At 58.0% G+C, this 22,386-nt stretch carries 22 protein-coding genes; 9 read left to right on the top strand and 13 right to left on the bottom strand.

Annotation, left to right across the window (positions count from 1 at the left end):
- Positions 1-12 precede the first annotated feature (12 nt).
- The 3 genes from pstA to pstS all read right to left on the bottom strand — a co-directional run bounded on the left by pstA (position 13) and on the right by pstS (position 2,995).
- Positions 13-861 (bottom strand): phosphate ABC transporter permease PstA, encoded by an 849-nt coding sequence (pstA, locus tag B9Z37_RS08860; RefSeq protein WP_108312673.1) that lies wholly within the window; start codon positions 859-861, stop codon positions 13-15.
- A gap of 21 nt (positions 862-882) precedes the next feature.
- A complete protein-coding gene (gene pstC, locus B9Z37_RS08855) occupies positions 883-1,869 on the bottom strand; it encodes a phosphate ABC transporter permease subunit PstC (RefSeq protein WP_205872575.1) in 987 nt (328 codons plus the stop codon).
- Between the two features lie 109 nt (positions 1,870-1,978).
- Positions 1,979-2,995, bottom strand: a complete 1,017-nt coding sequence (gene pstS / locus B9Z37_RS08850) for a phosphate ABC transporter substrate-binding protein PstS (protein WP_108312671.1) — start codon at positions 2,993-2,995, stop codon at positions 1,979-1,981.
- Positions 2,996-3,193: 198 nt separating this feature from the next.
- On the opposite strand from pstS, the gene B9Z37_RS14350 reads away from it, so the two are divergent.
- Positions 3,194-3,448, top strand: a complete 255-nt coding sequence (locus B9Z37_RS14350) for a hypothetical protein (RefSeq protein WP_146179725.1) — start codon at positions 3,194-3,196, stop codon at positions 3,446-3,448.
- Between the two features lie 86 nt (positions 3,449-3,534).
- Here the strand turns inward: B9Z37_RS14350 and B9Z37_RS08840 are convergent, their stop codons facing one another.
- The gene (locus B9Z37_RS08840) at positions 3,535-5,760 is read right to left on the bottom strand and encodes a PhoX family protein (RefSeq protein ID WP_108312980.1); all 2,226 of its coding nucleotides are present in this window, start codon (positions 5,758-5,760) and stop codon (positions 3,535-3,537) included.
- A gap of 183 nt (positions 5,761-5,943) precedes the next feature.
- On the opposite strand from B9Z37_RS08840, the gene B9Z37_RS08835 reads away from it, so the two are divergent.
- From B9Z37_RS08835 to ppx, 4 genes are all read left to right on the top strand, one after another.
- Entirely contained in the window at positions 5,944-6,987 is a 1,044-nt protein-coding gene (locus B9Z37_RS08835) for an ArsJ-associated glyceraldehyde-3-phosphate dehydrogenase (RefSeq protein WP_108312669.1), read from the top strand.
- Between the two features lies 1 nt (position 6,988).
- Positions 6,989-8,275 carry an organoarsenical effux MFS transporter ArsJ gene (arsJ, locus tag B9Z37_RS08830; RefSeq protein WP_108312668.1) on the top strand — a complete coding sequence of 429 codons (1,287 nt, stop codon included), beginning with the start codon at positions 6,989-6,991 and terminating at the stop codon, positions 8,273-8,275.
- 23 nt (positions 8,276-8,298) lie between these two features.
- On the top strand, positions 8,299-8,655 hold the full coding sequence (locus B9Z37_RS08825) for an ArsR/SmtB family transcription factor (RefSeq protein ID WP_108312979.1): 357 nt from the start codon (positions 8,299-8,301) through the stop codon (positions 8,653-8,655).
- 109 nt (positions 8,656-8,764) lie between these two features.
- A complete protein-coding gene (ppx, locus tag B9Z37_RS08820) occupies positions 8,765-10,267 on the top strand; it encodes an exopolyphosphatase (RefSeq protein ID WP_108312667.1) in 1,503 nt (500 codons plus the stop codon).
- A 40-nt stretch (positions 10,268-10,307) separates the two neighbouring features.
- Here the strand turns inward: ppx and B9Z37_RS14345 are convergent, their stop codons facing one another.
- Positions 10,308-10,709 (bottom strand): hypothetical protein, encoded by a 402-nt coding sequence (locus B9Z37_RS14345; RefSeq protein WP_146179724.1) that lies wholly within the window; start codon positions 10,707-10,709, stop codon positions 10,308-10,310.
- Here B9Z37_RS14345 and B9Z37_RS14340 point away from each other — a divergent pair.
- The gene (locus B9Z37_RS14340; protein WP_146179723.1) at positions 10,699-10,929 is read left to right on the top strand and encodes a hypothetical protein; all 231 of its coding nucleotides are present in this window, start codon (positions 10,699-10,701) and stop codon (positions 10,927-10,929) included. The genes B9Z37_RS14345 and B9Z37_RS14340 overlap by 11 nt on opposite strands.
- Positions 10,930-10,935: 6 nt before the next feature.
- Here the strand turns inward: B9Z37_RS14340 and B9Z37_RS08810 are convergent, their stop codons facing one another.
- The 8 genes from B9Z37_RS08810 to B9Z37_RS08775 all read right to left on the bottom strand — a co-directional run bounded on the left by B9Z37_RS08810 (position 10,936) and on the right by B9Z37_RS08775 (position 19,100).
- Positions 10,936-11,397: a SixA phosphatase family protein gene (locus B9Z37_RS08810; protein WP_108312665.1), complete on the bottom strand. Its 462-nt coding sequence runs from the start codon at positions 11,395-11,397 to the stop codon at positions 10,936-10,938.
- A gap of 4 nt (positions 11,398-11,401) precedes the next feature.
- Positions 11,402-13,486 carry a polyphosphate kinase 1 gene (ppk1, locus tag B9Z37_RS08805; protein WP_108312664.1) on the bottom strand — a complete coding sequence of 695 codons (2,085 nt, stop codon included), beginning with the start codon at positions 13,484-13,486 and terminating at the stop codon, positions 11,402-11,404.
- Between the two features lie 45 nt (positions 13,487-13,531).
- Positions 13,532-14,599: a glycosyltransferase family 4 protein gene (locus tag B9Z37_RS08800; RefSeq protein ID WP_108312663.1), complete on the bottom strand. Its 1,068-nt coding sequence runs from the start codon at positions 14,597-14,599 to the stop codon at positions 13,532-13,534.
- The gene (locus tag B9Z37_RS08795; RefSeq protein WP_108312662.1) at positions 14,596-15,516 is read right to left on the bottom strand and encodes a UDP-2,3-diacylglucosamine diphosphatase; all 921 of its coding nucleotides are present in this window, start codon (positions 15,514-15,516) and stop codon (positions 14,596-14,598) included. The genes B9Z37_RS08800 and B9Z37_RS08795 overlap by 4 nt, the downstream gene beginning before the upstream one ends.
- The gene (locus B9Z37_RS08790) at positions 15,513-16,358 is read right to left on the bottom strand and encodes a GNAT family N-acetyltransferase (RefSeq protein ID WP_108312661.1); all 846 of its coding nucleotides are present in this window, start codon (positions 16,356-16,358) and stop codon (positions 15,513-15,515) included. Before B9Z37_RS08790 ends, B9Z37_RS08795 begins: the two co-directional genes overlap by 4 nt.
- Positions 16,359-16,496: 138 nt before the next feature.
- Complete coding sequence (locus tag B9Z37_RS08785) at positions 16,497-16,733, bottom strand: DUF2789 domain-containing protein (RefSeq protein ID WP_108312660.1); 237 nt, start codon at positions 16,731-16,733, stop codon at positions 16,497-16,499.
- Positions 16,734-16,745: 12 nt separating this feature from the next.
- Complete coding sequence (locus B9Z37_RS08780) at positions 16,746-18,494, bottom strand: PHA/PHB synthase family protein (RefSeq protein WP_108312978.1); 1,749 nt, start codon at positions 18,492-18,494, stop codon at positions 16,746-16,748.
- 111 nt (positions 18,495-18,605) lie between these two features.
- Entirely contained in the window at positions 18,606-19,100 is a 495-nt protein-coding gene (locus B9Z37_RS08775) for an RrF2 family transcriptional regulator (protein ID WP_108312659.1), read from the bottom strand.
- Positions 19,101-19,221: 121 nt separating this feature from the next.
- Between B9Z37_RS08775 and B9Z37_RS08770 the strand changes: the two genes are divergently transcribed.
- The 3 genes from B9Z37_RS08770 to B9Z37_RS08760 are packed head-to-tail and all read left to right on the top strand — an operon-like array spanning position 19,222 to position 22,382.
- The gene (locus B9Z37_RS08770) at positions 19,222-20,214 is read left to right on the top strand and encodes a MerR family transcriptional regulator (RefSeq protein WP_108312658.1); all 993 of its coding nucleotides are present in this window, start codon (positions 19,222-19,224) and stop codon (positions 20,212-20,214) included.
- A 24-nt stretch (positions 20,215-20,238) separates the two neighbouring features.
- A complete protein-coding gene (locus tag B9Z37_RS08765; protein ID WP_108312657.1) occupies positions 20,239-20,778 on the top strand; it encodes a hypothetical protein in 540 nt (179 codons plus the stop codon).
- The gene (locus B9Z37_RS08760) at positions 20,775-22,382 is read left to right on the top strand and encodes an FAD-binding domain-containing protein (protein ID WP_108312656.1); all 1,608 of its coding nucleotides are present in this window, start codon (positions 20,775-20,777) and stop codon (positions 22,380-22,382) included. The genes B9Z37_RS08765 and B9Z37_RS08760 overlap by 4 nt, the downstream gene beginning before the upstream one ends.
- Positions 22,383-22,386: the final 4 nt, after the last annotated feature.

Here is a 22,386-nt window from a genome sequence, read left to right as displayed (position 1 = left end):
TTCATTCAAAAATTAGGCTTGGGCTTTGTCGCGGAAAAACACGCGCGCCAGGATGTTCAAGATCAGCACCGTCAAGGTGATCAGCAAAGCGCCGCCCCAGGCCAAGCGAACCCAGTTGTCGTAAGGGCTCATGGCGAACTGGAAGATCACCACCGGCAGGTTGGCCATGGGTGCGTTCATGTCGGTCGAAAAGAACTGGTTGTTGAGCGCCGTAAAAAGCAAAGGCGCTGTCTCGCCGCTGATGCGCGCGAGTGCCAGCAGCAAACCGGTCATGACACCCGACTTGGCCGCACGCAACGTGATGAAGGTGGCCACTTTCCAGCGGGGTGCACCCAGCGCAAAAGCCGCCTCGCGCAGGCTGCCCGGGACCAGGCGCAGCATGTTTTCAGTGGTGCGAACCACCACCGGCACGGCAATCAGCGACAGGGCCAGCGAACCAGCCCAACCGGAAAAATGCTGCACCTGCGCCACCAAAATGGCATAGACAAACAGGCCCAAAACGATCGAGGGCGCTGACAACATGATGTCGGTCACAAAGCGGGTCAGCTCGGCGGTTTTGCTCTGGTCGCCATATTCGGCCAGGTACACCCCGGCAAAGATGCCGATCGGTGTGCTCACAAAGGCCGTGACCAGCACCATCATCAAGCTGCCCACAATGGCGTTGGCCAGGCCACCGCCTTCCGAGCCGGGCGCGGGGGTGGATTGCGTGAACATGGCCCAATCGAGCGCAGCGATGCCGTTCGAGAACAGCACATACAAGATCCACAACAAAACGAACAAGCCGAGACCCATGGCCATCATGGACAAGCTCAGTCCGACCCGATTGGCCAGTTGCCTGCGTTTGTAAATTTTCAAATCCATCAAATTTCTCCTGTGCGGTGCTCAGCTTTTGGTGCCTTTGGCTTTTTCTGCACGGATCAACATGATCTTGGCAATGCTCAAGACAATGAAAGTGATCACGAACAGCAAGAAGCCCAATGCAAAGAGGGTGGACAAATGGAAGTCTGCAGCCTCGCCGAATTCATTGGCCAAGGTAGAGGCGATGGTGGTGCCTGGCGAAAACAGCGATGCGCTCAAGCGCTGTGAATTGCCGATCACAAAGGTCACGGCCATGGTTTCACCCAGTGCACGCCCCAAGCCCAGCATGACGCCACCGATCACACCTTTTTGGGTGTAGGGCAACACAATGCTGCGCACCACTTCCCATGTGGTGCAGCCCAAACCATAAGCCGACTCACGCAAGATGGGCGGCACGATTTCAAACACATCGCGCATCACAGCGGCGATGAAGGGCAAGATCATGAAAGCCAAAATGATGCCAGCCGCCAAAATGCCCACGCCGTTCATGGCACCACCGAACAGGCTGCCGATGATGGGCATCTGACCCAAGGTGGACTGCAAGGCAGGCTGTCCGTACTCGGCAAAGAGCGGGGCAAAGATGAACAAACCGAACATGCCGTAAATGATGGATGGCACTGCAGCCAGCAATTCGATGGCCGTGCCCAGGGGGCGGCGCAAATATGTGGGGCAGGTTTCAGTCAGAAACAAAGCAATGCCAAACGACAAAGGCACTGCAATCACCAATGCAATGACCGCACTGACCAGCGTGCCAAAGATCGCAATCGCTGCACCAAACTCGTCATTGACGATGTCCCACTCCACGCGCCAGATGAACTGAAAGCCGAACTTAGACAGTGACGGCCAGGCGTTGAGGAGCAAAGAAATGATGATGCCCAAGAGGGCAAACAAGACCAGCAGGGAAAAGCCCAGCGTGATCTTGTGAAAAAAGAAATCCTGGATGCGTTGTCGCTTCACGACGGACAGCATGTTTTGATCGGGCACTTGGCTGGCCGTTTCGATCGAGCCCATAGTTATTCCTTGTGACAACTGCATAGCAAATACCACTGTTTTACGCCAAGACCCCTCACCCACATGGGCAAGGGGTCAGTGAAACCTGTACAGCAGGCTTCAACTCGGTTTACTTGATCTCGGACCAGACTTTGGCGCGGATCTGGCTGGTCAATGCATCTGGCAATGGCACATAGTCCAGATCAGAGGCCAGTTTCTTGCCGTTCTTGAAAGCCCAGTCAAAGAATTTCAGCACTTCGTCCGAAGCCGCTTTGTCGGCAGGCTTTTTGTACATCAAGATGAAGGAGGCGGTGCTGATGGGCCAGCTGTCGTTGCCCTTAGCGTTCACCATGGACACACCCATGCCAGGCACGCTGAACCAATCGGCACCGGCAGCAGCGGCTGCAAAAGTCAGGTCGTCAGGGTTCACATATTTGCCCGCAGCGTTTTGCAACTGCAGGAAAGTCATATTGTTTTTCTTGACGTAGGCGTATTCCACATAACCCACAGCGCCCTTGACGCGGTTCACGTTGGCGGCCACGCCTTCGTTGCCCTTGCCACCGACAGAAGAGTCAGCAGGCCACTTCACAGCAGCACCCTTGCCCACTTTGTCGGCCCAAGCTTTGCTGACCGCCGTCAGGTAATCGGTGAAGTTGAACGTGGTGCCTGAACCGTCAGCGCGGTGCACCACGGTGATGGCCTGGTCAGGCAACTTTTTGCCAGGGTTCAGCGCCGCCAATTTGGCATCGTTCCACTTGCTGATGGTGCCCATGTACACCTCGGCCAGCACAGGGCCGGTGATGCGCAATTCGCCGGGCTTGAAGCCTTCCAAGTTCACAACCGGCACAGTGCCGCCCACAATGGCAGGAAACTGGACCATGCCATCTTTGTCCAGATCAGCACCAGACACGGGCGCATCAGAAGCGCCAAAGCTCACGGTTTTGGCACGAATTTGCTTCAAGCCACCCGAAGAACCAATGGATTGGTAGTTCAGGCCCACACCGGTGGCGGCTTTGTAAGCCTCGGCCCATTTGGCGTAGATGGGGTAAGGGAATGTGGCGCCGGCGCCTGTGATGTCAGCAGCCCATGTGGTGGCAGCCACCACACTCAGGCCAATCGCAACGATGGCAGGTTTCATTTTCAACATGTCAACTCCTGGTTCAGGGTGATAAAAATTCGGGATTCGGACGGGTGCTCACGAGAGCTTTTCGGCACCTGTTTCAACTTTATCCGCCGATTGTGACAATGCCGTGTCAGAAAACCCTTTGTTTTGATGACGAACACTGGCCGTATCCGCTAAAACTGGGTCCAAATCAAGTTTTCAACCGCCTAAAGGACTAGGCTCATGAGCCTTTCTGTTCTCAAAAAGCATCAAATGCCGAGCTTTCTCTCTGTTTCGGTTCTTTTTGATCTTTCTGTCGCTTTGGGCATTGGTTTGCTGATCGGGGCTGAAAGAGAGCGCCAACAGCCTGAGCAAAGCATTGATGGCCGTGCTGGTGGGTGGCAAGGCCTTTGCGATGCAGTTTTTGCAAGGCCTGTTCACCCTCATTGCGGCGGCCTGGCTCAGTTTGCTGGTGGTGAATGCGCCGTTTTTCGATGAGCCACGCACAGTGCAAACAAAAAAGGCCACGCACGGGGCGTGGCCTTGGCGTCACCCGGAAAACGGGCAAACCGACTCTGTTGTTTTTACAGGCCGATCAGACCACCGTCTTTGCGTGTGATGACGATGGTGGCTGAACGAGGACGCCCCGCCACACCATAGCCTTGATTGCCAGGCCAGGTGCTTTGAGGCGCTTCGCCAGACGACAAAGGCTTGGACAACTCACCAGGGTGCTGAATGTTCACAAACAAAGTGCGACCATCTGCGGTTTCGGTGATGCCCGTGACTTCTGCGCCTTTGGGAGCCACCAGGAACCGGCGCAATTTGGCCTCGCCCAAAGCCGCGCCAAGGAAGGTTTCTTGCGTGCCGGTTTGTTCAATGCCGCCCACCAACATCTTGTTTTTGACGGTGACCTTGCCACCGTCACCCACCTGTCCCGGAATGGCGGCCAACATCATGCAGTTGGTTTCGTCGGTGAAAGCGCCATCGTCCGTCTGGATCCAGCAGATGCCGGTGGCCTTGCTGAACCACAAACCATCGGGTGAAGAAAACGCATTCTTGGCAGTCAAGCCCGACAAATTGGCATCGCCCGAGTCGTCTTCGGCACCAAACAAGAAAATGTCCCAGGTAAAAGCCTTGGCTGTACCTTTGTGGCCTGCTTCTTTGAAACGGATGATGTGACCGTTGGGGTTGCCAGCCACTTTTTTGCCATCCAAATCCATGTAAGCACGGGGGTTGGCCGGGTCTACCTTGGTGGGCGTGCGGTTGGCGGCGCTGTTGTTGGTCAACGCAAAATAAATCTCGCCATTGCGGTGGTTGACTGCACCCCATTCTGGACGGTCCATTTTGGTGGCACCCACCGCGTCTGCGGCGTGACGGGCATTGACCAACACATCGGCTTGGTTGGCAAATTTGTAGGCGCTGTGCTGGGCAATGCGCGGGTCAGCGATGTTCAGCTCCAGCCATTCACCCTGGCCATTGGCGTCAAAACGCGCGGCATACAGCTTGCCTTCGCTCAGGTATTTGTCACCCGCCACCATGCCACCGCCCACATCACGCGGATCCCACACAGCTGTCGTCACGAACTTGTAGATGTATTCGTTGCGCGAATCACAGCCCATGTAAAACGCGAGCGGCTCGCCTGCCTTGGGCACGCCACACACAGCGGCTTCGTGGGCAAAACGCCCCATGGCCGTGCGCTTGGCTGGCGTGGAGTTGGGAGCCAAGGGATCAATCTCGACGATGAAACCAAAGGTGTTGGCCTCATTCCGGAAATCCTTCTCCGCGTTGGCACCCAAGGCAGCAAGGTTCCAGCGGGCAAATCGGTCGTCTGTTGCAGACACGGTGTGCCAGCCTTGGCCAGCGGCTTTTTTGACCCCCGCAGCGGGCACTGCAGCAGCCACGCCATAGCGTTTGCGCGATGCCACTTCGTTGACAGACAATGCCGCACCCGCGCCCGTTGTCTGAAAATAATAAGCCCAGTTTTCCTCGCAGCCCAAATAAGTGCCCCATGGCGTTTTTCCGTGACCGCAGTTGTTGAGCGTGCCACGGGCCATGGCTCCGGCTGTGTCCCAGCGGCTGACCATGAAGTTGCGAACATGCTCAATGTGCACACGCGGTCCGCTGACACGCACCGGAGTTTGCGCCGTGATGCGGCGGTTCAATGGTGAGTCTTGCTGGATGCGCCAGCCTTGTGGACCTTTGACAATTTCAACCACCGAAACACCGTGAAGGTTGATTTCCTTGAGCACTTCCAACTCGGGGCGGGTGCCCAGGTCCCATTCGCCGAACTGGTCAAATTTCTTGCCGCTCACGTTGTTGGAGGTTTGCCCGTTGGGATGCAGGAAATGCGAATCGGCAGAGCTCTCGTGGTTCACGCACAGCACAGCACGGGGAGTTTCCTTATCGGAGTAGCGGCCATCCGCATCGATGTAATAGATGTCCATGCCATCATGGTGATCGCCAATGCGGCGCGACCAATCGTCCGATTCGATGCCTCGGTTGGAGTAAGCAGCCAAAGCAGAGTCCAACGCATCCCCCGTGGCGTGCAGCACGCTGTACTGGTAGCCAGGTGGCAACATCACGTTGTCGAGCAAGCTTTTATCCACAGCCGCAAAACCCAACGCGGTGGGCGCAGCGGCCATGCCGGAGGTCAAGGTCGCGCAGCCGGGCAACATGGCCAGACCCGCCAGGCCCAAACCACCGCGCAACAAGCCACGGCGCATGGGGTTTTGCAAGGATTGTGTCAAAACATCCTGGAAATGGAGGTTGTCAGAGGTGTTGCAAACAGGGTCAAGGTCGTGGTTGGACATGGTCATCAGCTCCATTGAGAAAAACCTGATTTCATGTTTTTGATGTGACCATTTCATGGCTTTATTTTGACAATTTAAAGACGAGCAGACGAGGTGTTTGCCGTGCCTGAACGTCACGGAATCGTCACAGAGTCATGACAAAATCCAGAAAACTACATTTCCAGAACCATTGAAAGATAAAACATGAAAGTCGGTATCAACGGCATGGGCCGCATCGGCCGTTTGGCCTTGCGTGCGGCCATGGGCGCTGCCGAGCGCCAGCTGGACGACCCCCGCGCAGGCAACCGCCTGGAGGTGGTGCACCTGAATGAACTCAAAGGCGGCGCAGCGGCCACGGCGCATTTGCTGGCCTTTGACTCGGTGCAGGGCAAGTGGCGTGAGCACATCGAAGCCGAAGGCGAGAGCCAGATCCGCATCGGTGAACGCACACTGGGTTTTTCATCGCACGCCAACCCGGCCGACATCCCCTGGGGCGACATGGGCGTTGACTTGGTGCTGGAGTGCACCGGCAAATTTTTAACGCCCGAAACCATTCAAGGCCACCTGGACCGGGGCGCTAAACGCGTCATCGTGGCCGCCCCCGTCAAGGTGGGCGATGTGCTGAACATCGTGGTCGGCATCAACCACACGCAGTACAACCCGGCCAAAGACCGCATCGTCACGGCTGCGTCCTGCACCACCAATTGTCTGGCCCCAGTGGTCAAGGTGGTGCACGAAGCCATTGGCATCAAGCACGGGCAGATCACCACCATCCACGATCCGACCAACACCAACTTGGTGGTGGACGCGCCGCACAAAGACTTGCGCCGCGCCCGCAGCGCCATGATGAGTTTGGCCCCCACCACCACCGGCAGCGCCACAGCGATTGCCCTGATCTACCCCGAGCTCAAGGGCAAGCTCAACGGCCACGCGGTGCGTGCCCCGGTGCTCAACGCCTCGCTCACCGACTGCGTGTTCGAGATGAAGCGCGAGACCAGCGCTGAAGAAGTCAACGCCTTGTTTGCCGCCGCAGCCCAAGGCCCGCTGGCCGGCATCCTCGGCTACGAAACACGCCCCTTGGTCAGCGTGGATTACGCCCGCGACACGCGCAGCGCCATCGTGGACGCGCTGTCCACACTGGTGACCGACGGCACACTGCTGAAAATTTACGCTTGGTACGACAACGAAATGGGTTACGCCTGCCGCATGGTGGATTTGGCCTGCCACATGAACGAAGTCGGCATCTGAGATGAACGCTGCTGAACGCCACTACGGCGGTGTCACCGCCGCTGAACGCAACTACGGCATCGTCACCGCAGCCTATTGGGGCTTCACCCTGACCGATGGCGCTTTGCGCATGTTGGTGCTGCTGCATTTTTACAAGCTGGGCTACTCGCCTTTCACGCTGGCCTTTTTGTTCTTACTGTACGAAGCGGCGGGTGTGCTGGCCAACCTGATCGGCGGCTGGCTGGCCACGCGCTTTGGCATTGCCCGCATGCTCACCGTGGGTTTGACCACGCAGATCATTGGCTTTGGCTTGCTGTCGGCACTGCAACCCGAATGGACCGCCAACCTGTCGGTCGCCTGGGTGGTGCTGGCGCAAGGGGTGTGCGGTGTGGCCAAAGACCTGACCAAAACCGCCAGCAAGTCGGCCATCAAGATCACGCAGGCGCAAGCCAAAGACCAAGGCAACGGCCAATTGTTCAAATGGGTAGCCTGGTTCACCGGCAGCAAAAACGCCATGAAAGGCTTTGGCTTCTTTTTGGGCGGCTTGCTTTTGGAAACGCTGGGTTTTCAGGGCTCACTCTGGGCCATGTCAGGCCTCTTGGCTTTGGTGTTGATCGGGGTGGTGAGCAGCTTGCCACCCATGATGGGCAAGAGCAAAGCCTCGGGTTCGGCGCGTGAGTTGTTTGCCAAGAGTGAAGGCATCAACGCGCTGGCTGCTGCCCGTGTGGCCTTGTTTGGCGCACGCGACGTGTGGTTTGTGGTGGGCGTGCCGGTGTTTTTGTATTCGGTGGGCTGGACCTTCACCATGGTGGGCGGCTTTTTGGCCGCCTGGACGATTGGCTACGGCCTGGTGCAAGCGCTGGCCCCGCAACTGGTGCGCCGCAGCGTCGACGGCCTGAGCCGCGAGGTGCCTGCAGCCCGCTGGTGGTCGGCGGCGCTCACGCTCATTCCACTGGGCATTGCCGCCGCCGTTTGGCTGCAAGCGCCGCAGCTGCAGTGGTGGGTGGTCGGAGGCCTGAGCCTCTTCGGCTTTGCCTTTGCCATCAACTCGTCGGTGCACAGTTACCTGATATTGGCCTACGCGGGCTCTGAAAAAGCGGCCGAAGACGTGGGCTTTTACTACGCGGCCAACGCACTGGGCCGCTTCATGGGGACGCTGCTGTCGGGCCTGTTGTACCAGTGGGGCGGGCTGCTGTACGCCTTGCTGGGTTCGGCGCTCATGCTCTTGCTGTGCTGGCTGACCACCTTGCGTCTGCCCGTAGGTTTGCTTGAACACACCAAGCCCTCAGAAAAGACAGGCACCCCATGAGCACAGACACCGTTTTGAACGCCATGGACGAAGACCTCGCCGTCAAGGCCCTGGCGGCGTTGGCACAAACCTCGCGCTTGCGCGTGTTCCGGGCCATCGTGGGTGCAGGCCCCGAAGGCATGCAGCCAGGCCAGCTGTCGCAAGCGCTGGAACTGCCACCCAACACATTGTCCTTTCACCTCAAGGAACTGCACCATGCGGGCCTGGTGAGCGTGCAACGCGAAGGGCGATTTTTGCGTTACCGCGCCGACATGACCGCCATGCAAAGCCTGGTCGGATTTTTGACAGACCACTGCTGCCAAGGCGTTCCTTGCGTTGACATGTCGCCTGTGGCTTGTGGGCCGGACCACTGCTGGACAGCGGAGCCTGCGATACGTTGAACCCAGGCGCTTGCTGTCAGCATCGCGTTCCGAACCCAGCGCCCGTCATTGAATCGACATACATCCGTCACATAATCTGAATTTCCCTTTGTCACCAACGCCTGCCCTCATGCAAACCAAGTCTCTCTACGCCGCCATTGATCTGGGATCCAACAGTTTTCGGCTCGAAATTGGTCAAATGGATGCGGGTCAGTTGCGGCGCGTGGAGTACATCAAGGAAACCGTGCGACAAGGCAATGGCCTGGACGCCGAGCGCAACCTGACAGACGAAGCGATGGAGCGCGGTTGGGATTGCCTGGCCCGCTTCGGCGAACGCATTGCAGGCTTCAGGCCCAGCCATGTGCGTGCGGTGGCCACACAAACCCTGCGCGAAGCGCGCAACCGCGATGTGTTTTTGGCCAAGGCCAAGCGCATTCTGGGTTTTCCAATCGAAGTGATCGCCGGCAAGGAAGAAGCCCGTCTGATCTACCTCGGTGTCTCGCACCTGTTGCCTCAGTCCGATGAGCGCCGCCTGGTGGTGGACATTGGCGGGCGTTCTACCGAAATGATTTTGGGCCAGCACGAAAGCGCCAGCACCCTGGAGTCTTACCGCGTGGGCAGCGTGGCCTGGTCAATGAAGTTTTTCCCCGACGGTTTGTGGACCCCCTCGGCCTTCAAGTCAGCCGAAATCGCAGCCAAAGCCGTGCTGGACGAAGCCCAAATTTTGTTCAACCGGAGCCACTGGGACAAGTGTTACGGCTCGTCGGGCACCGTAGGTGCCGTGTCGGATGTGTTGACCGCAGCAGGATGGCCGCCAGGCCAAATTACGCGCGAGGGACTGGCTTGGCTTAAAGACCGCTTGCTCAAAGCCCAAAAACCAGACAATCTGCGACTCGAAGGTGTCAAAGAAGACCGCAAACCCGTCATTGGCGGGGGCTTGGCGGTCTTGCAAGCGGTGTTTGACTTGCTGCAAATCAATGAAATGCACGTGGCCCAAGGCGCGCTCAGGCATGGCGCGTTGTACGACCTGATTGACCGTGAAGGCACGCAGGATGTCCGTTCCTCGATGGTCGATTGGCTGGCGCAACGCTTTGGCACTGACAAAGTGCAAGCAGACAGAGTGTCCCGAACGGCCCAAAGCCTTTTGCAAGCACTGATTCCAGACAACGCCGACACACCCACTGATGAGCGTCAGCGTTATTTGCAAAAGCTGCATTGGGCGTGCCAATTGCACGAAACCGGTCTGCGCATCTCGCACAGCGATTACCACAAGCATGGTGCCTACATTCTGGACAACACCGACTTGCCGGGCTTCACCCTAGACGAGCTGCACCGCCTGAGCCAATTGGTGCTGGGCCACCGGGGCAAATTGCGCAAACTTGAACTCGAGATGGAAGACGCCAGTTTTGCGCAGCAACTCATGGCCCTGCGACTGGCCGTGATTGTGTGCCATGCACGACGTGACCCCGACTTGTCGGGTTTGGACATCAGCTGTGATGCGCTGCGACGCACAGCCCGTCTGAAAATCAGCCCCGATTGGGCAGAACTCTGGCCTCAGTCCACCCACCTGCTGCGGGAAGAAAAAACGGCCTGGCAAAAAACCGACTGGACGTTTCAAGTTCAGACAGATTGAACATCTGCCTGCGTGCAGGCGCACACAAGCGCCTGCGTTTTCAGCCCCGACGAGGAACGGTAACGACGTCCCCAACCTGCTGACTTGTCATTTTTGAATCAACGGTATAAACTGTATACACCGTTAATTTTAAAAATTCACTTGCCATGAACATGACCTCACGCACCTCCACCCCATCCACACCTGCTGTCGATGCCACCCCAACGTCTAAATCGAGCAACACCCACGCACCCGCGCGCAAAAAAGCAGCAGCACCGTTGAAAGCGGCATCCGCCAAAACACAGCGGGCCCAGCCAGTGGCGAAAAAAGCCACCACAAAACCCACAGTCAAGGCGACCGTCGCCAAGGCTGTCAAGCCCGTTGCGGAACCCGCTGCCAAACCAGCTTCCAAGCCCACACTCAAAAAGCAGGCAGCAGCACCTGCAAAACCTTTGAAAGACAAAAAAGTCAAAGTGGTGCGTGACAGTTTCACCATCCCCAAAACCGAGCTGCTGCAAATCGGCGAGATGAAAAAGCGTGCATTGACGCTGGGTGTTGGCGTCAAGAAAAGCGAACTGATTCGCGCAGGCTTGAGTGCACTGGCGGGAATGACAGATGCATCATTCAAAAAGGCCTTGGCCAGCATTCCGACCATCAAGACCGGACGTCCAGCCAAAGACTGACGTCTATTACAGTTTTTCCGGGGAGGTCACGGCCAAAAGCACTGTCTGGTCCAGCCCTTCCCGGCTGCGTCGGCGCAACCACCAGACAGCGCCTTTGCGGATGGCACATGCGTCATCCGGCATTTTCAGCAAATGGGCGATCACGCTGCCCAATGCGGGCTGGTGCCCCACCAGCAAAACCGGGTACTTGGCATCAGGCCAGCCCGAAGTTTCCAGAACATCCTGAACCGAAGCACCCGGCGACAAGGCATCACGCACTTTGTATTTACGACCCAAGGCACGCACCGTTTGCTCTGACCTGACGGCCGGGCTGCTCAAAATCCGGGTGCCTTGTGGCAGCTGGTTTTCAAGCCAGACCGCCATGCGCTCCGCCTGTTTTCGGCCACGGGGCGTCAAGACCCGTTGCATATCGTCTTCACCCGGCCCAGCCTCGTGGGCTTCGGCATGACGCCAGACAATCAAGTCCATCGCGTTACTCCTGGTGGGTAGCGGCGCTGTAGCGTTGCATCAAAGCGTTCTGAGCGCCATGGCCGGGCGCCGTCAAACCCACACGGTGGTACTGACCGTCAGGGGCCAAATCCCAGGCATCGCGGCCATCGTGCAGGTAGGCAATCAGGCATTCGTCAATGATGCGTTGACGCAAAACTGGGTCTGTCACGGGCCATGCCAACTCGATCCTGCGGGTCATGTTGCGGCTCATCCAGTCGGCACTCGACAAATACAGCGATTCGTCCTGATCTGCGCAAAAGTAAAAGACCCGAGAGTGCTCCAGAAAGCGGCCAATGACCGAGCGCACCCGGATGTTTTCACTGAAGCCCGCCACACCGGCAGGTAACATGCAGGCCCCGCGCACGATCAGGTCAATCTTGGCGCCTTTTTGCCCCGCCTCCAGCAAAGCCTCAATCAGAGGCTCATCGGTCAAAGCGTTCATCTTGATCACGATGCGCCCCACAGCGCCTCGCGCCGCCGCGTCGCCTACGGCCGCGATGCGCGCTTGCATGTCGGCATGCAGCTGAAAAGGGGCCACCAGCAAACGCTTCATTTTCGGCAAACGGCTCTGGCTGGCCAAGTGGCCAAACAACTGGTCCATGTCCGAGGTGATGTCGGCATCGGCGGTGAGGTAGCTGATATCGGTGTAAAGGGCTGCGGTGCGGCGGTTGTAATTGCCTGTCGATAAATGCCCATAACGCTTGAGCGATCGCCCCTCGCTCCGCGTGACCAACAACATCTTGGCGTGGGTCTTCAGACCCACGATGCCGTAAACCACCTGCACGCCAATCGATTCGAGTTGCTCAGCCCAGTTGATGTTGGCCTCTTCGTCAAATCGGGCTTTCAACTCCACCACCGCGGTCACTTCCTTGCCGCGGCGGACGGCTTCGCGCAGCAAATCCATCATGGTTGGATCGCTGCCTGCACGGTAAATCGTTTGCTTGATGGCCAGCACATTCGGATCCATGACGGCTTCGCGCAAAAACGCCAGCACGCCATCGAAACTCTCAAACGGCTGGTGGATCATCACATCACCGTCTTTGAGGCGCGCAAAGATCGAACCGTGCTGCGGCACTTGTATTGGGAAACTGGCTTTGTAAGGCGGGAACAGCAATTCGGGGGCATCGATCAGATCGATCAGCTGCATCAAGCGCACCAGATTCACCGGTCCATTGACCCGAAACACCGATGGCTCTGGCAGCTGAAATTCCTTGCGTAAAAACTCCACCAAGCGGGGTGAACAGTTGGCAGACACTTCCAGTCGAACCGCCTGGCCGTAGTGACGGTGCTGCAGTCCTTGGCGCAAGGCCATGCGCAGATTGGCGATTTCGTCTTCGTCTACCGCGAGATCCGAGTTACGCGTGACCCGAAACTGCGAGAACTGCCCAACCTCACGGCCCGGAAACAATTCGGCCAAATGCGCCCGAATCACACTGGACAGCATGACAAAAGCGGTGCTGCCATCGCACACTCTGGCAGGCAAGGGAATCAAACGGGGCAGTACACGCGGGACTTTGACGATCGCGATCTCATTGGATCGGCCAAAAGCATCTTTGCCAGACAACTGCACGATGAAGTTCAAGGACTTGTTTGCCACCTGAGGAAACGGGTGTGCGGGGTCAAGGCCCACAGGCACCAGCAACGGCTGGACTTCACGGTGAAAATAGCTGCGCACCCATTGGCGCTGCGCGGCATTGCGCTCGCCGTGCGACAGGATGCGGTAACCCTTGCGCTGCAAAGTGGGCAGCAAATCGTCGTTGTACAGCGCGTATTGCCGCGCGATCATCGCGTTGGTTTTTTCAGAAATGGCGGCCAGACTCGCTGCGGTGTACTGTCCCGATTTCAAACTCTGCAAACTGCCCATCACGTGCGGCTCTGCACGCACCTCAAAAAACTCGTCCAGATTTGACGACACGATGCACAGGTAACGCAAACGCTCCAGCACGGGCACTTCCGGGCGGTGCGCCCAGTCCAGCACACGCTCATTGAAAGCCAGAATGCTCAGATCCCGGTCCAGCAAGGCGTACCGATCGTCTGCAAATGAAGTCACGTCTTTTGAATGAACCATGGCACTGTGTAATGAATTGAAAAATCATTCTAGGAAGCCACCGTGTCAATTTAATGACATCTTCATGAACCGCAAACCAGTACTCGCGCCAGATGCAGGCACCAGATGCGACACGAACAGTTCTACCGTTTTGGGCCAACCAAACGCCTCGGCACGCTGACGCGGCTCTGCGCGGTGAATCGAAAGGCACTTCAAAACCGCCGCATTCAAATCCTCGGACAACTCACCGCCCATCATTTGCCCATCCGCATCACCCAGCACTTGCAAGGGCCCATCCACCGGAAACGCCGCCACCGGGGTGCCGCACGCCATGGCTTCCAACATGACCAAGCCAAAAGTCTCGTTGCGCGAAGGAAAGACAAACACGTCGGCAGCCGCATACACCTTGGCCAGCTGATCGCGTGGCAACACGCCCATCCATACCACGTCCGGATACCGCGCCTTGAGCTGCGCCTCCAGCGGACCGACGCCGCAGACAATGCGCGTGCCTTCCAGCGTCAAGTCCAAAAAAGCATCGATGTTTTTCTCGTAAGAAACACGTCCCACGAACAAGGTGTACGGTCTCGGGTGCCCCTGTAATTCGGGGATGTCCAGGGGCAAAGCGTGGTGGTCAAACAAATCCAGGTCAACACCGTGTGTCCAAGGCTTGAGCGACTTGAATCCCCGGCTTTCCAGCATGTTCAACACCCCTTGCGTGGGCACCATCACCCCCGAAGACGGGCGGTGGAAATGGCGAAACAAGCCGTAGCCCAGGAACAAAGGCACACGCAACGCGGCCTTGAGGATTTCAGGAAATTTGGTGTGAAATGCGGTGGTGAATTTCCACCCCCTTTTCAGGCAATGCTTGCGTGCAGCCCAACCCAAAGGGCCTTCAGTGGCAATGTGCACCGCATCCGGCTGCAGCGCATCCAGCATCGCGGCCAGCGCTTTATAGGGGCGCACGGCCAGATCAATGCCCGCATAACCGGGACAGCTTCGATTCTTGAAAAGGCCCGGGTGCATGACCGACACATCCACGCCCCATGGGCCCATGGCTTGCACCAACTCATGCAAGGTGGTGACCACGCCATTGACCTGGGGGTGCCAGGCATCGGTGATGAGTGCCAGCTTCATACAGGCACCACCGCAGCCACAGGCGCACGGCTGAGCACCACCGCCTGGCCACCCCAGTGGATGATCTCCAGCCGGCCATCAGGGTGTTCCACCAAAGCGGTTCGGCTTTCCACCCAATCGCCATCGTTGCAATACAAAGTGCCATTCACTTCGCGAATTTCAGCATGGTGAATGTGCCCGCACACCACGCCGTCAAAGCCCCGGCGCTTGGCTTCGTGCGAGACAGCCACCTCAAAATCACTGATGAAGTTGACCGCCTTTTTGACCTTCAGCTTGAGGTAGGCTGACAAAGACCAATATTCCAGTCCGATTCGGGCCCTGAAACTGTTCAAGTGCCGATTGATCTTGAGGGTCAGCTCATACAACCAGTCACCCACATAGGCCAGCCACTTGGCACACTGGATCACACCATCGAAATGGTCACCATGCACCACCCACAGCTTGAGGCCCTTGGCGGTGGTGTGGGCCGCTTCGTGCATCACCTCCACACCACCAAATGCGTGACCCACAAAATGCCTGGCGAACTCATCATGGTTGCCCGGCACATAAATCACGCGACACCCTTTGCGGGCCCTACGCAACAGTTTTTGCACCACATCGTTGTGGCTTTGTGGCCAGAACCAGCGCCTGCGCAACTGCCAGCCATCCACAATGTCGCCCACCAGATACAACACATCGCTGGGGTGGTGCCGCAAAAAGTCGAGCAAGGCTTCGGCCTGAAACCCCGGTGTCCCGATGTGCAGGTCTGAAATGAAAACCGCCCGCAACCGTTGAGGGTCTGCAGGCGATGCTTCTTCATCGTGGGGCAGGATTCGCCCCACGACACCCAGTGGCTCCCCCACCAAGGTCTCGTCCCAACCCTCATAAGAGGTCTTGAACAGGGGGCTTTTTTGCAGTGGCCCAAGCGGCGACGTCATGGCACGCCCATCGAAAAATGCCTGCGGTACCGGGCAGGCAAATCTGCTGTGCGCATCATCATGGGCAAGTCGGCCGTATTGAAGTCAGGGTCCCATGCCGGTGCGCCCAAGACCTTGGCCCCCAGCCTCAAATAGCCTTTGATGAGCGCAGGCGGATCGATCTGCACACCATGGCCCAGCTCGTCCACAGGCAAAGGCAAGCGTGGGCGAACATGGTATTGAATATTGGCCAGGTGTGTCTCACGAAGCTGGTGCCAGATGCTGGCAGCAGCGTCGCCCGTGACCACGCCGTTGTGGAGCATGGGAATGCTGGCGCAGCCGATCATGGTGTCCAGGCGGTTGCGGTCCATGAACTCAAACAAGGCGCCCCACAAAGCCATGATCACGCCGCCATGCCGGTGCTCGGCATGGACACAGCTGCGGCCCAGCTCCACCATGCGTTTGCGCAGATCACGCAAACGGGTCAAATCAAATTCGGTGTCGCTGTAAGTGCTGCCGGCACGCTTGGCTTGTGCGGGCGTGAGCACCCTGTAAGTGCCAATCACCTGCCCGCGCAAGGTGTCACGAACCAGCAGATGCTCGCAGTAGTCATCGAACAAATCGATGTCATGACCGGGCAAGGTCTTGGGCAGTCTTGCGCCCATCTCGGTCGCGAAGACCGAATACCTCAGTTGCTGTGCCTCCCGAACTTCATCCTGATGCTTCGCCCAAGCCACTTGAATGGTGCTTTGCACACGCCGAGGCAGAAAATCCACATTGGGGTTGGCTGGCCCTGGATGAAGTGACCCCCTGGGAAAATACACGGGCGATAGCGCAAAAGTGGGATTTGGCAACTCTTTCATGGCAACAACTCCTTGTGATCCATGCCACCATGGTCCCCAAAAGCAATGACAGGAAAAAGTCTGCTGTATGAATATTTCGTGTCACCTGCAACGTATGCAGGGAGTGCTAGCGCCAACGCGCTCCCATTCAAAAGCGACTCAGATGGCCCGCAGCGCCTCACTCAACTGGTCGATGCGATTGGCCCAGTCGGCATCTTCCAGCAATTTCTCACGCAAAAAATCCGCTTGGGCCGAGGTCCAAAAATCGGCATCGGGCAGTGCAATGTCAGCTGCCAGTGGCGTGTGCGTTTTGATAAACGCCGCAATGCTCAACCCATCACAAGGCAAGCCCAGTTGCGCAAACAGTTCATGAAATGGATGGTGAGGAGTGTCCATGGCATCAACCCTTCATTTTTGCAACACATACTGACCCGGTGCATCGTCCATGGGAGACAAGCCCATGTCGGGTGCGCCCATGGCAGGCAAAGGCCCCACTTCGCCCGAATGGGCTTTCAACCACGCCAGCCAATGCGGCCACCAAGAGCCTTCATGGCGGACTGCAGCTTGCAGCCAGGCTTCAGGATCGAGATACGGGCCATCGTGCCTGCGGGTCAACACCTGATAACTTCGCCCCGGCAACCCTGGCGGATTGACAATGCCCACATTGTGCCCCCCTGATGTCAACAAAAAAGTGGTGTCCACATGGGTCAGCAGGTGTAATTTGTGCACCGAGCGCCAAGGTGCAACATGGTCACGCACTGTGCCAATGCCGTAAATCGGGCATTGAACATCGGTCAAGGCCACCGGCTTGCCATTGACGGGGTAGCGGCCACTGGCCAAATCGTTTTTCAAAAACATGCGGTGCAAATATTGGGTGTGCATGCGGTAAGGCAAACGTGTGCCATCGGCATTCCAAGCCATCAAGTCACTGAACGGCGTGCGTTCTCCCAGCAAATAATTCTTGAGCAGTCGCGACCAGATGAGGTCGTTGGAGTTCATCCATTGGAACGCGCCCGCCATCTGCGCACTGTCCAGATAACCCCGGTCCCACATGATGTCCTCCAGATGGGCCACCTGGCTGTCGTCTATGAAAAGTTCCAACTCACCCGGCTCGGTGAAATCGGTTTGGGCGGCGATCAGTGTCATGCTGGCCAGGCGGTCATCGGCCTCTCTGGCCATGGCCGCTGCAGCGATGGCCAGCAGCGTTCCGCCCAGGCAATAGCCCACAGCGTGCACTTTGAGTCTGGGCACCACCGCGCACACCACCTCCAGCGCGTCCATGATGCCCATGCGCAAGTAGTCGTCCATGTCCAAGTCTCGGTCATCGGCGGTGGGGTTAGCCCAAGACATGGCAAACACAGTGTGCCCTTGATCGACCAAGTATTTGATCAGTGAGTTGTGCGGCGACAAGTCGAGGATGTAGTACTTCATGATCCATGAGGGCACGATCAACACTGGCTCGGGTCTCACCTGCTGCGTGGTGGGTGTGTACTGAATCAACTCGATCAGGTGGTTGCGGTAAATGACCTGCCCCGGCGTCACGGCCAGATGGCGTCCCACCTCATAAAGTTCGGCCCCTTTGGTCGCAGCACCCGATTGCAAGCGCTGGAGGTCTTCGACCCAATTTTGAAAACCTTGCCGCAAATTGGCCCCCATGGTTTTCTGGGTGCGCTCCAGCACTTCGGGGTTGGTCAGCACAAAATTGGCTGGGGACAGCATGTCCAGACACTGTCTGGCCGTGAAGTTGACCACGGCTTCGTGGTGCGGCGAAACGCCCCTCACACCCATCGTCGCGTCTTGCCACCACTGTTGCGTCAACAAAAACGACTGGCTGATCGCGTTGAACGGCCATTGCTGCCAACCAGCATGCGTGAAACGGGTGTCGTGCACCATGGGTTCGATGCAGGGCTTGCAGTCGTTTCTTTGCGATTGAACGGCGTAGTTGAGCCCCTGCTGCACGCTTTGCAAGGCCAGTTGAAACAATGTGAGTTGCTCAGCCGGGTTTATGGACAAATGTGTCACCCAGTCGTCAAACGCCATGCGCAAGGAGGCCGTGGAAACCCCTCGTGTAAAAGGCGACAACTGGGCATGTGCCCAACGGTCAAGCGTGGGCCCTGGGTGGTGAGAGTCGGCAGAACGGGGGCGATGATGAGGCATGTTCACCACACCATGCTATGCCGCTCTGCGGCTGCCCAACAAGGGCCTTTCGGTGTGTTTTGCTACACCCTAAGACCTATACCTTGAAGGCATGCCCGGATGCCACGCGGCTCAGAGCATCATGCTCAGCTGGAATACCGAGTTGGGCGCTTTGGGCATGACCGGCGCAGGCATGGGCTTCAGACGGAACTGACCCAGCATGGACGCGACGCGGGAATCCCGTGGCATGTAAGGCACCGCCACATCATCCAATGTTTGTTCAGACAAAGCCTCTTGCAGGTGCCGCTGGATTTCGGACTCCAACTGCTTCATCGGATGCGCGTCATCCGGGTACACCTCGTCAAAGCTGTGCACCACCTCAAAGTGCTTCACCACATCCCACAGTGTGATGTCTTCAGGGTTGCCGCGAATTTGATAACCACCACCTGGACCCCGGTGGGCCCTGATCAGACCGGCTTCGCGCAGCTCCTTGAGGATCGACTCTGTGTAAGAGCAAGACAGGCCCAAACCCGAAGCAATTTCTTCAGTCGTGACAGGCTTCACGGTGGCCCTAGAAGTGATGAAAACCGCGATATCGACGGCTTTGGCTGTTTTCTTCAAGATCATGGCTTGTCCTTATTCGCACAGCAATTGTATTGTTTAAATCCAAAAAATCAATTCAAAACATATTTTATTTTTTCAAAATACTTTTATGCCATAAAATATCTATTCAATACATTAACAAAACATGAACACACCTCACTCGCTCAATTCGGCGCTTTACCGCATCGGTGCGGTCTCCAAGCTCAGCGGCATTCCCGTGCCGACCTTGCGCGTTTGGCAAACGCGCTACGGCGCTTTTTCGCCCATCACCACGCTCGGACAGCACAGGCTGTACAACGAAGACGATGTGAAAAAAGCGGTGTTGTTGAAATCGCTGACCAGCCAAGGCCACGGCATCAGCCAAATTGCGGGTTTTTCAAGCACGCAATTGCAGCAATTGCTGCAAACAGGTTCTGGCTTTGCCACGGCACAAGCACCCGAGTCGCCGGGCCAGGCCACAGGCACATGGGCGGTGATTGGCCAGGGCTTGGCCCATCGGCTGCAATCCGACACATTCAGCGCAACAGGCTGGGGGCAGCCGCTACCCATCCAGCAGGTATGGGTTGATCTGGCGGCGGCCAGTTGCAACCCTCTTGACCAAGCGCCTGATCTGTTGATGGTGTCGGTCAATGGCCTGAATGAGCACACGGCACAACAGATTCAAGCCGTGGCACAGCAACACGCAGCGCGCAAAACAGTGGTGCTCTACGCATTTGGCCAAACGGCTGCCGTCTCGCGCTTGCGCCATGCAGGCTATGGGGTACACCGAGACCCTTTGAACGACAGCGCATTGATAGACATCATCCAAAGCACCCGCCCACCGCTGTCCGCTGCGTCGTGGGCACTGGACCAGCTCGCCAACCCGATTCCGGCACGCCAGTTTTCGGACGAAGTTCTGCAACGCGTGGCCAACATTCCCAGCCAGGTGCTCTGCGAATGCCCCCGGCATGTGGCAGAACTCATTGGCCAGCTGGGACGGTTCGAAGACTACAGCCGCGACTGTCTGAACCAAAGCCCCAAAGACGCCGAACTGCACACACAACTGAACATCATGGCCGCCACAGCGCGCGCCTTGTTCGAAAAGGCACTGCAGATGGTGGCCACGCACGAAGGCATCTCATTGAAAGAAGCGGCGTAAGCTGATCACCCGCAAAGCCAACACATGAAACGCCACGTCGCAGCCACCTTGATGGGTGTGCTCGGTTTTTTCATCATCGACAGCCACATCGACTGGGTACGCCATGACAACGGCATGCTGCTGGAGGTGAGCGGCCAGCCGTTTGACCCGCATGGCTGGATGGCCGAGCAATGGCTGCAACTGCGCAAAGACTGCCGCCTTGTTCAAAATGAACCCACCACCAGTGCCACCGCCCAGGCCGTGCTGCAAGTCATTCAGCAGCACAGTCTTCCAGACTCACTCGAATCCCAACTGCTGCAGTTGCAGCTGCAAGCGGATTGGGGCCTTGCCGAAGTCGAATTCAAAACCCTCAATCCCAGCATCGTCGTGCTGCGTCAAGTAGACGGGCACTGGAAAATACAAGAGACCGCGGTTTGGAGCGGATCCACATCACCCTGGTTGGCGGCCGATTTTGTGCGGCGTTACCTACACCAGCAAGCACCTCAGTTGCCACAAGCGCTGCTGGACTGCATGCCCATCGAAGCATCCCGCTATGCCGCAGTAACGCCCAGGCCCAAGGCATGACCTACCGTGTCGTCTGGTTCAAACGCGACTTGCGCCTGCACGACCATGCGGCGCTGGTACACGCGGCCCGGCAGGGGCCCGTGCTGTGCCTGTACATCGTCGAGCCCCAACTGTGGGCGCAGCCCGATGCCGCCTTGCAGCACTTCGAATTTGTGCGCGAATCGCTGGTCGAATTGCACGCCGACTTGCAAGCGCTGGGCGGTGCCTTGCATCTACGTGTGGGGTCTGCCGTGCAGGTGCTGGCCGAGCTGCACCAACAAGCGCCGTTTGCCGAGCTGGTCTCGCACATGGAAACCGGCAACGCCTTCACCTATGAGCGTGACTTGGCGGTGGCTGCTTGGTGCCGCAGCAGCGACCTGAGTTGGACCGAGCTGCCCCACTTTGGCGTAGTGCGCCGCCTGAAAGACCGCAACACCTGGCAACGCCGCTGGGAGGCGCACATGGCCACGCCACAAACGGTTTTGCCGGCCCTGCACTTTGTCAGCACGCCAAGCCACACACCCCATCTGACCCCAGCGCTGCTGCAAGCCCCTGCGGGTCTGCACCACAACCCGGCGCAGCGGCAGCTGGGCGGACGCCGCCTGGCCATGGAAACCTTGCACAGTTTTTTGAACGCACGGGCGCTGGGCTACCGCGGCGGCATCTCGTCGCCGCTGTCTGCGCCCGATGCGTGTTCGCGTCTGTCGGCTTACCTTGCGTGGGGCTGCATCAGCCTGCGCGAAGTGGTGCAGGCCACCCGCGCTGCGCTGGACGCCCTGCCGCCGCAAGCCAGTCGCCACCGGGCGGGCTTGGTGGGTTTCATGAGCCGCTTGTATTGGCATTGCCACTTCATCCAGAAGCTCGAAAGCGAGCCCGAGATCGAATGGCGCAACATGCACCGTGGATACGACGGCCTGCGCGAAGACGGCTGGAACGACGCGCACTTTGCGGCCCTGACCTCAGGCCGTACCGGTTGGCCCATGGTGGATGCCTGTGTGGTCATGCTTTATGCAACCGGTTGGCTCAACTTTCGCATGCGTGCCATGCTGGTGTCGGTGGCGGCCTACCCGCTGTGGCTGGACTGGCGGCCCGTGGGCCATTGGCTGGCCACGCAGTTTTTGGACTACGAACCCGGCATCCACTGGAGCCAGCTGCAAATGCAGTCGGGCACCACGGGCATCAACACCACACGGGTGTACAACCCCATCAAGCAAGCGCAAGACCACGACCCCAAAGGTATTTTTGTGCGCCGCTGGCTGCCTCACATGCGGCGTGTACCCGACACCTGGCTGTTCGAGCCTTGGCTCATGCCCCCTGAAGTGCAGCGCCACTGCGGCCTGACGGTGGGCAGCGGGCCAGAGGCCGACATCCCCCTGCCTGTGGTGGACCTGGCCGAGGCCACACGCCAATCCAAAGCCGCGCTGCACGAGCGCCGAGCCGAACCTGGAGTGAAGGCAGGCAAAAAAGCCATCGTCGAAAAACACGCTTCGCGCAAACATGGCAACGGCGCACAACGTGACGTGTTCACACGCGACTCGGATACCCCCAAGGCCAGCCGCCGAAAGTCGGCCAAGTCCTCTTCAGACAACACCCCACCCAGCAAGCAGCTGGGCTTTGATTTTTAAAAGC

This window comes from Limnohabitans parvus II-B4 (assembly GCF_003063455.1).
GTDB classification, from domain to species: domain Bacteria; phylum Pseudomonadota; class Gammaproteobacteria; order Burkholderiales; family Burkholderiaceae_C; genus Limnohabitans_A; species Limnohabitans_A parvus.
Note: the sequence above shows the minus strand (reverse complement) of the source record. Positions and strands in the feature narration are given on the sequence as shown.

Coding starts and splice junctions, on each gene's coding strand:
- pstA (WP_108312673.1), bottom strand. CDS start 861: ATGGATTTGAAAATTTACAAACGCAGGCAACTGGCCAATCGGGTCGGA.
- pstC (WP_205872575.1), bottom strand. CDS start 1,869: ATGGGCTCGATCGAAACGGCCAGCCAAGTGCCCGATCAAAACATGCTG.
- pstS (WP_108312671.1), bottom strand. CDS start 2,995: ATGTTGAAAATGAAACCTGCCATCGTTGCGATTGGCCTGAGTGTGGTG.
- B9Z37_RS14350 (WP_146179725.1), top strand. CDS start 3,194: ATGAGCCTTTCTGTTCTCAAAAAGCATCAAATGCCGAGCTTTCTCTCT.
- B9Z37_RS08840 (WP_108312980.1), bottom strand. CDS start 5,760: ATGTCCAACCACGACCTTGACCCTGTTTGCAACACCTCTGACAACCTC.
- B9Z37_RS08835 (WP_108312669.1), top strand. CDS start 5,944: ATGAAAGTCGGTATCAACGGCATGGGCCGCATCGGCCGTTTGGCCTTG.
- arsJ (WP_108312668.1), top strand. CDS start 6,989: ATGAACGCTGCTGAACGCCACTACGGCGGTGTCACCGCCGCTGAACGC.
- B9Z37_RS08825 (WP_108312979.1), top strand. CDS start 8,299: ATGGACGAAGACCTCGCCGTCAAGGCCCTGGCGGCGTTGGCACAAACC.
- ppx (WP_108312667.1), top strand. CDS start 8,765: ATGCAAACCAAGTCTCTCTACGCCGCCATTGATCTGGGATCCAACAGT.
- B9Z37_RS08810 (WP_108312665.1), bottom strand. CDS start 11,397: ATGGACTTGATTGTCTGGCGTCATGCCGAAGCCCACGAGGCTGGGCCG.
- ppk1 (WP_108312664.1), bottom strand. CDS start 13,486: ATGGTTCATTCAAAAGACGTGACTTCATTTGCAGACGATCGGTACGCC.
- B9Z37_RS08800 (WP_108312663.1), bottom strand. CDS start 14,599: ATGAAGCTGGCACTCATCACCGATGCCTGGCACCCCCAGGTCAATGGC.
- B9Z37_RS08795 (WP_108312662.1), bottom strand. CDS start 15,516: ATGACGTCGCCGCTTGGGCCACTGCAAAAAAGCCCCCTGTTCAAGACC.
- B9Z37_RS08790 (WP_108312661.1), bottom strand. CDS start 16,358: ATGAAAGAGTTGCCAAATCCCACTTTTGCGCTATCGCCCGTGTATTTT.
- B9Z37_RS08785 (WP_108312660.1), bottom strand. CDS start 16,733: ATGGACACTCCTCACCATCCATTTCATGAACTGTTTGCGCAACTGGGC.
- B9Z37_RS08780 (WP_108312978.1), bottom strand. CDS start 18,494: ATGCCTCATCATCGCCCCCGTTCTGCCGACTCTCACCACCCAGGGCCC.
- B9Z37_RS08775 (WP_108312659.1), bottom strand. CDS start 19,100: ATGATCTTGAAGAAAACAGCCAAAGCCGTCGATATCGCGGTTTTCATC.
- B9Z37_RS08770 (WP_108312658.1), top strand. CDS start 19,222: ATGAACACACCTCACTCGCTCAATTCGGCGCTTTACCGCATCGGTGCG.
- B9Z37_RS08765 (WP_108312657.1), top strand. CDS start 20,239: ATGAAACGCCACGTCGCAGCCACCTTGATGGGTGTGCTCGGTTTTTTC.
- B9Z37_RS08760 (WP_108312656.1), top strand. CDS start 20,775: ATGACCTACCGTGTCGTCTGGTTCAAACGCGACTTGCGCCTGCACGAC.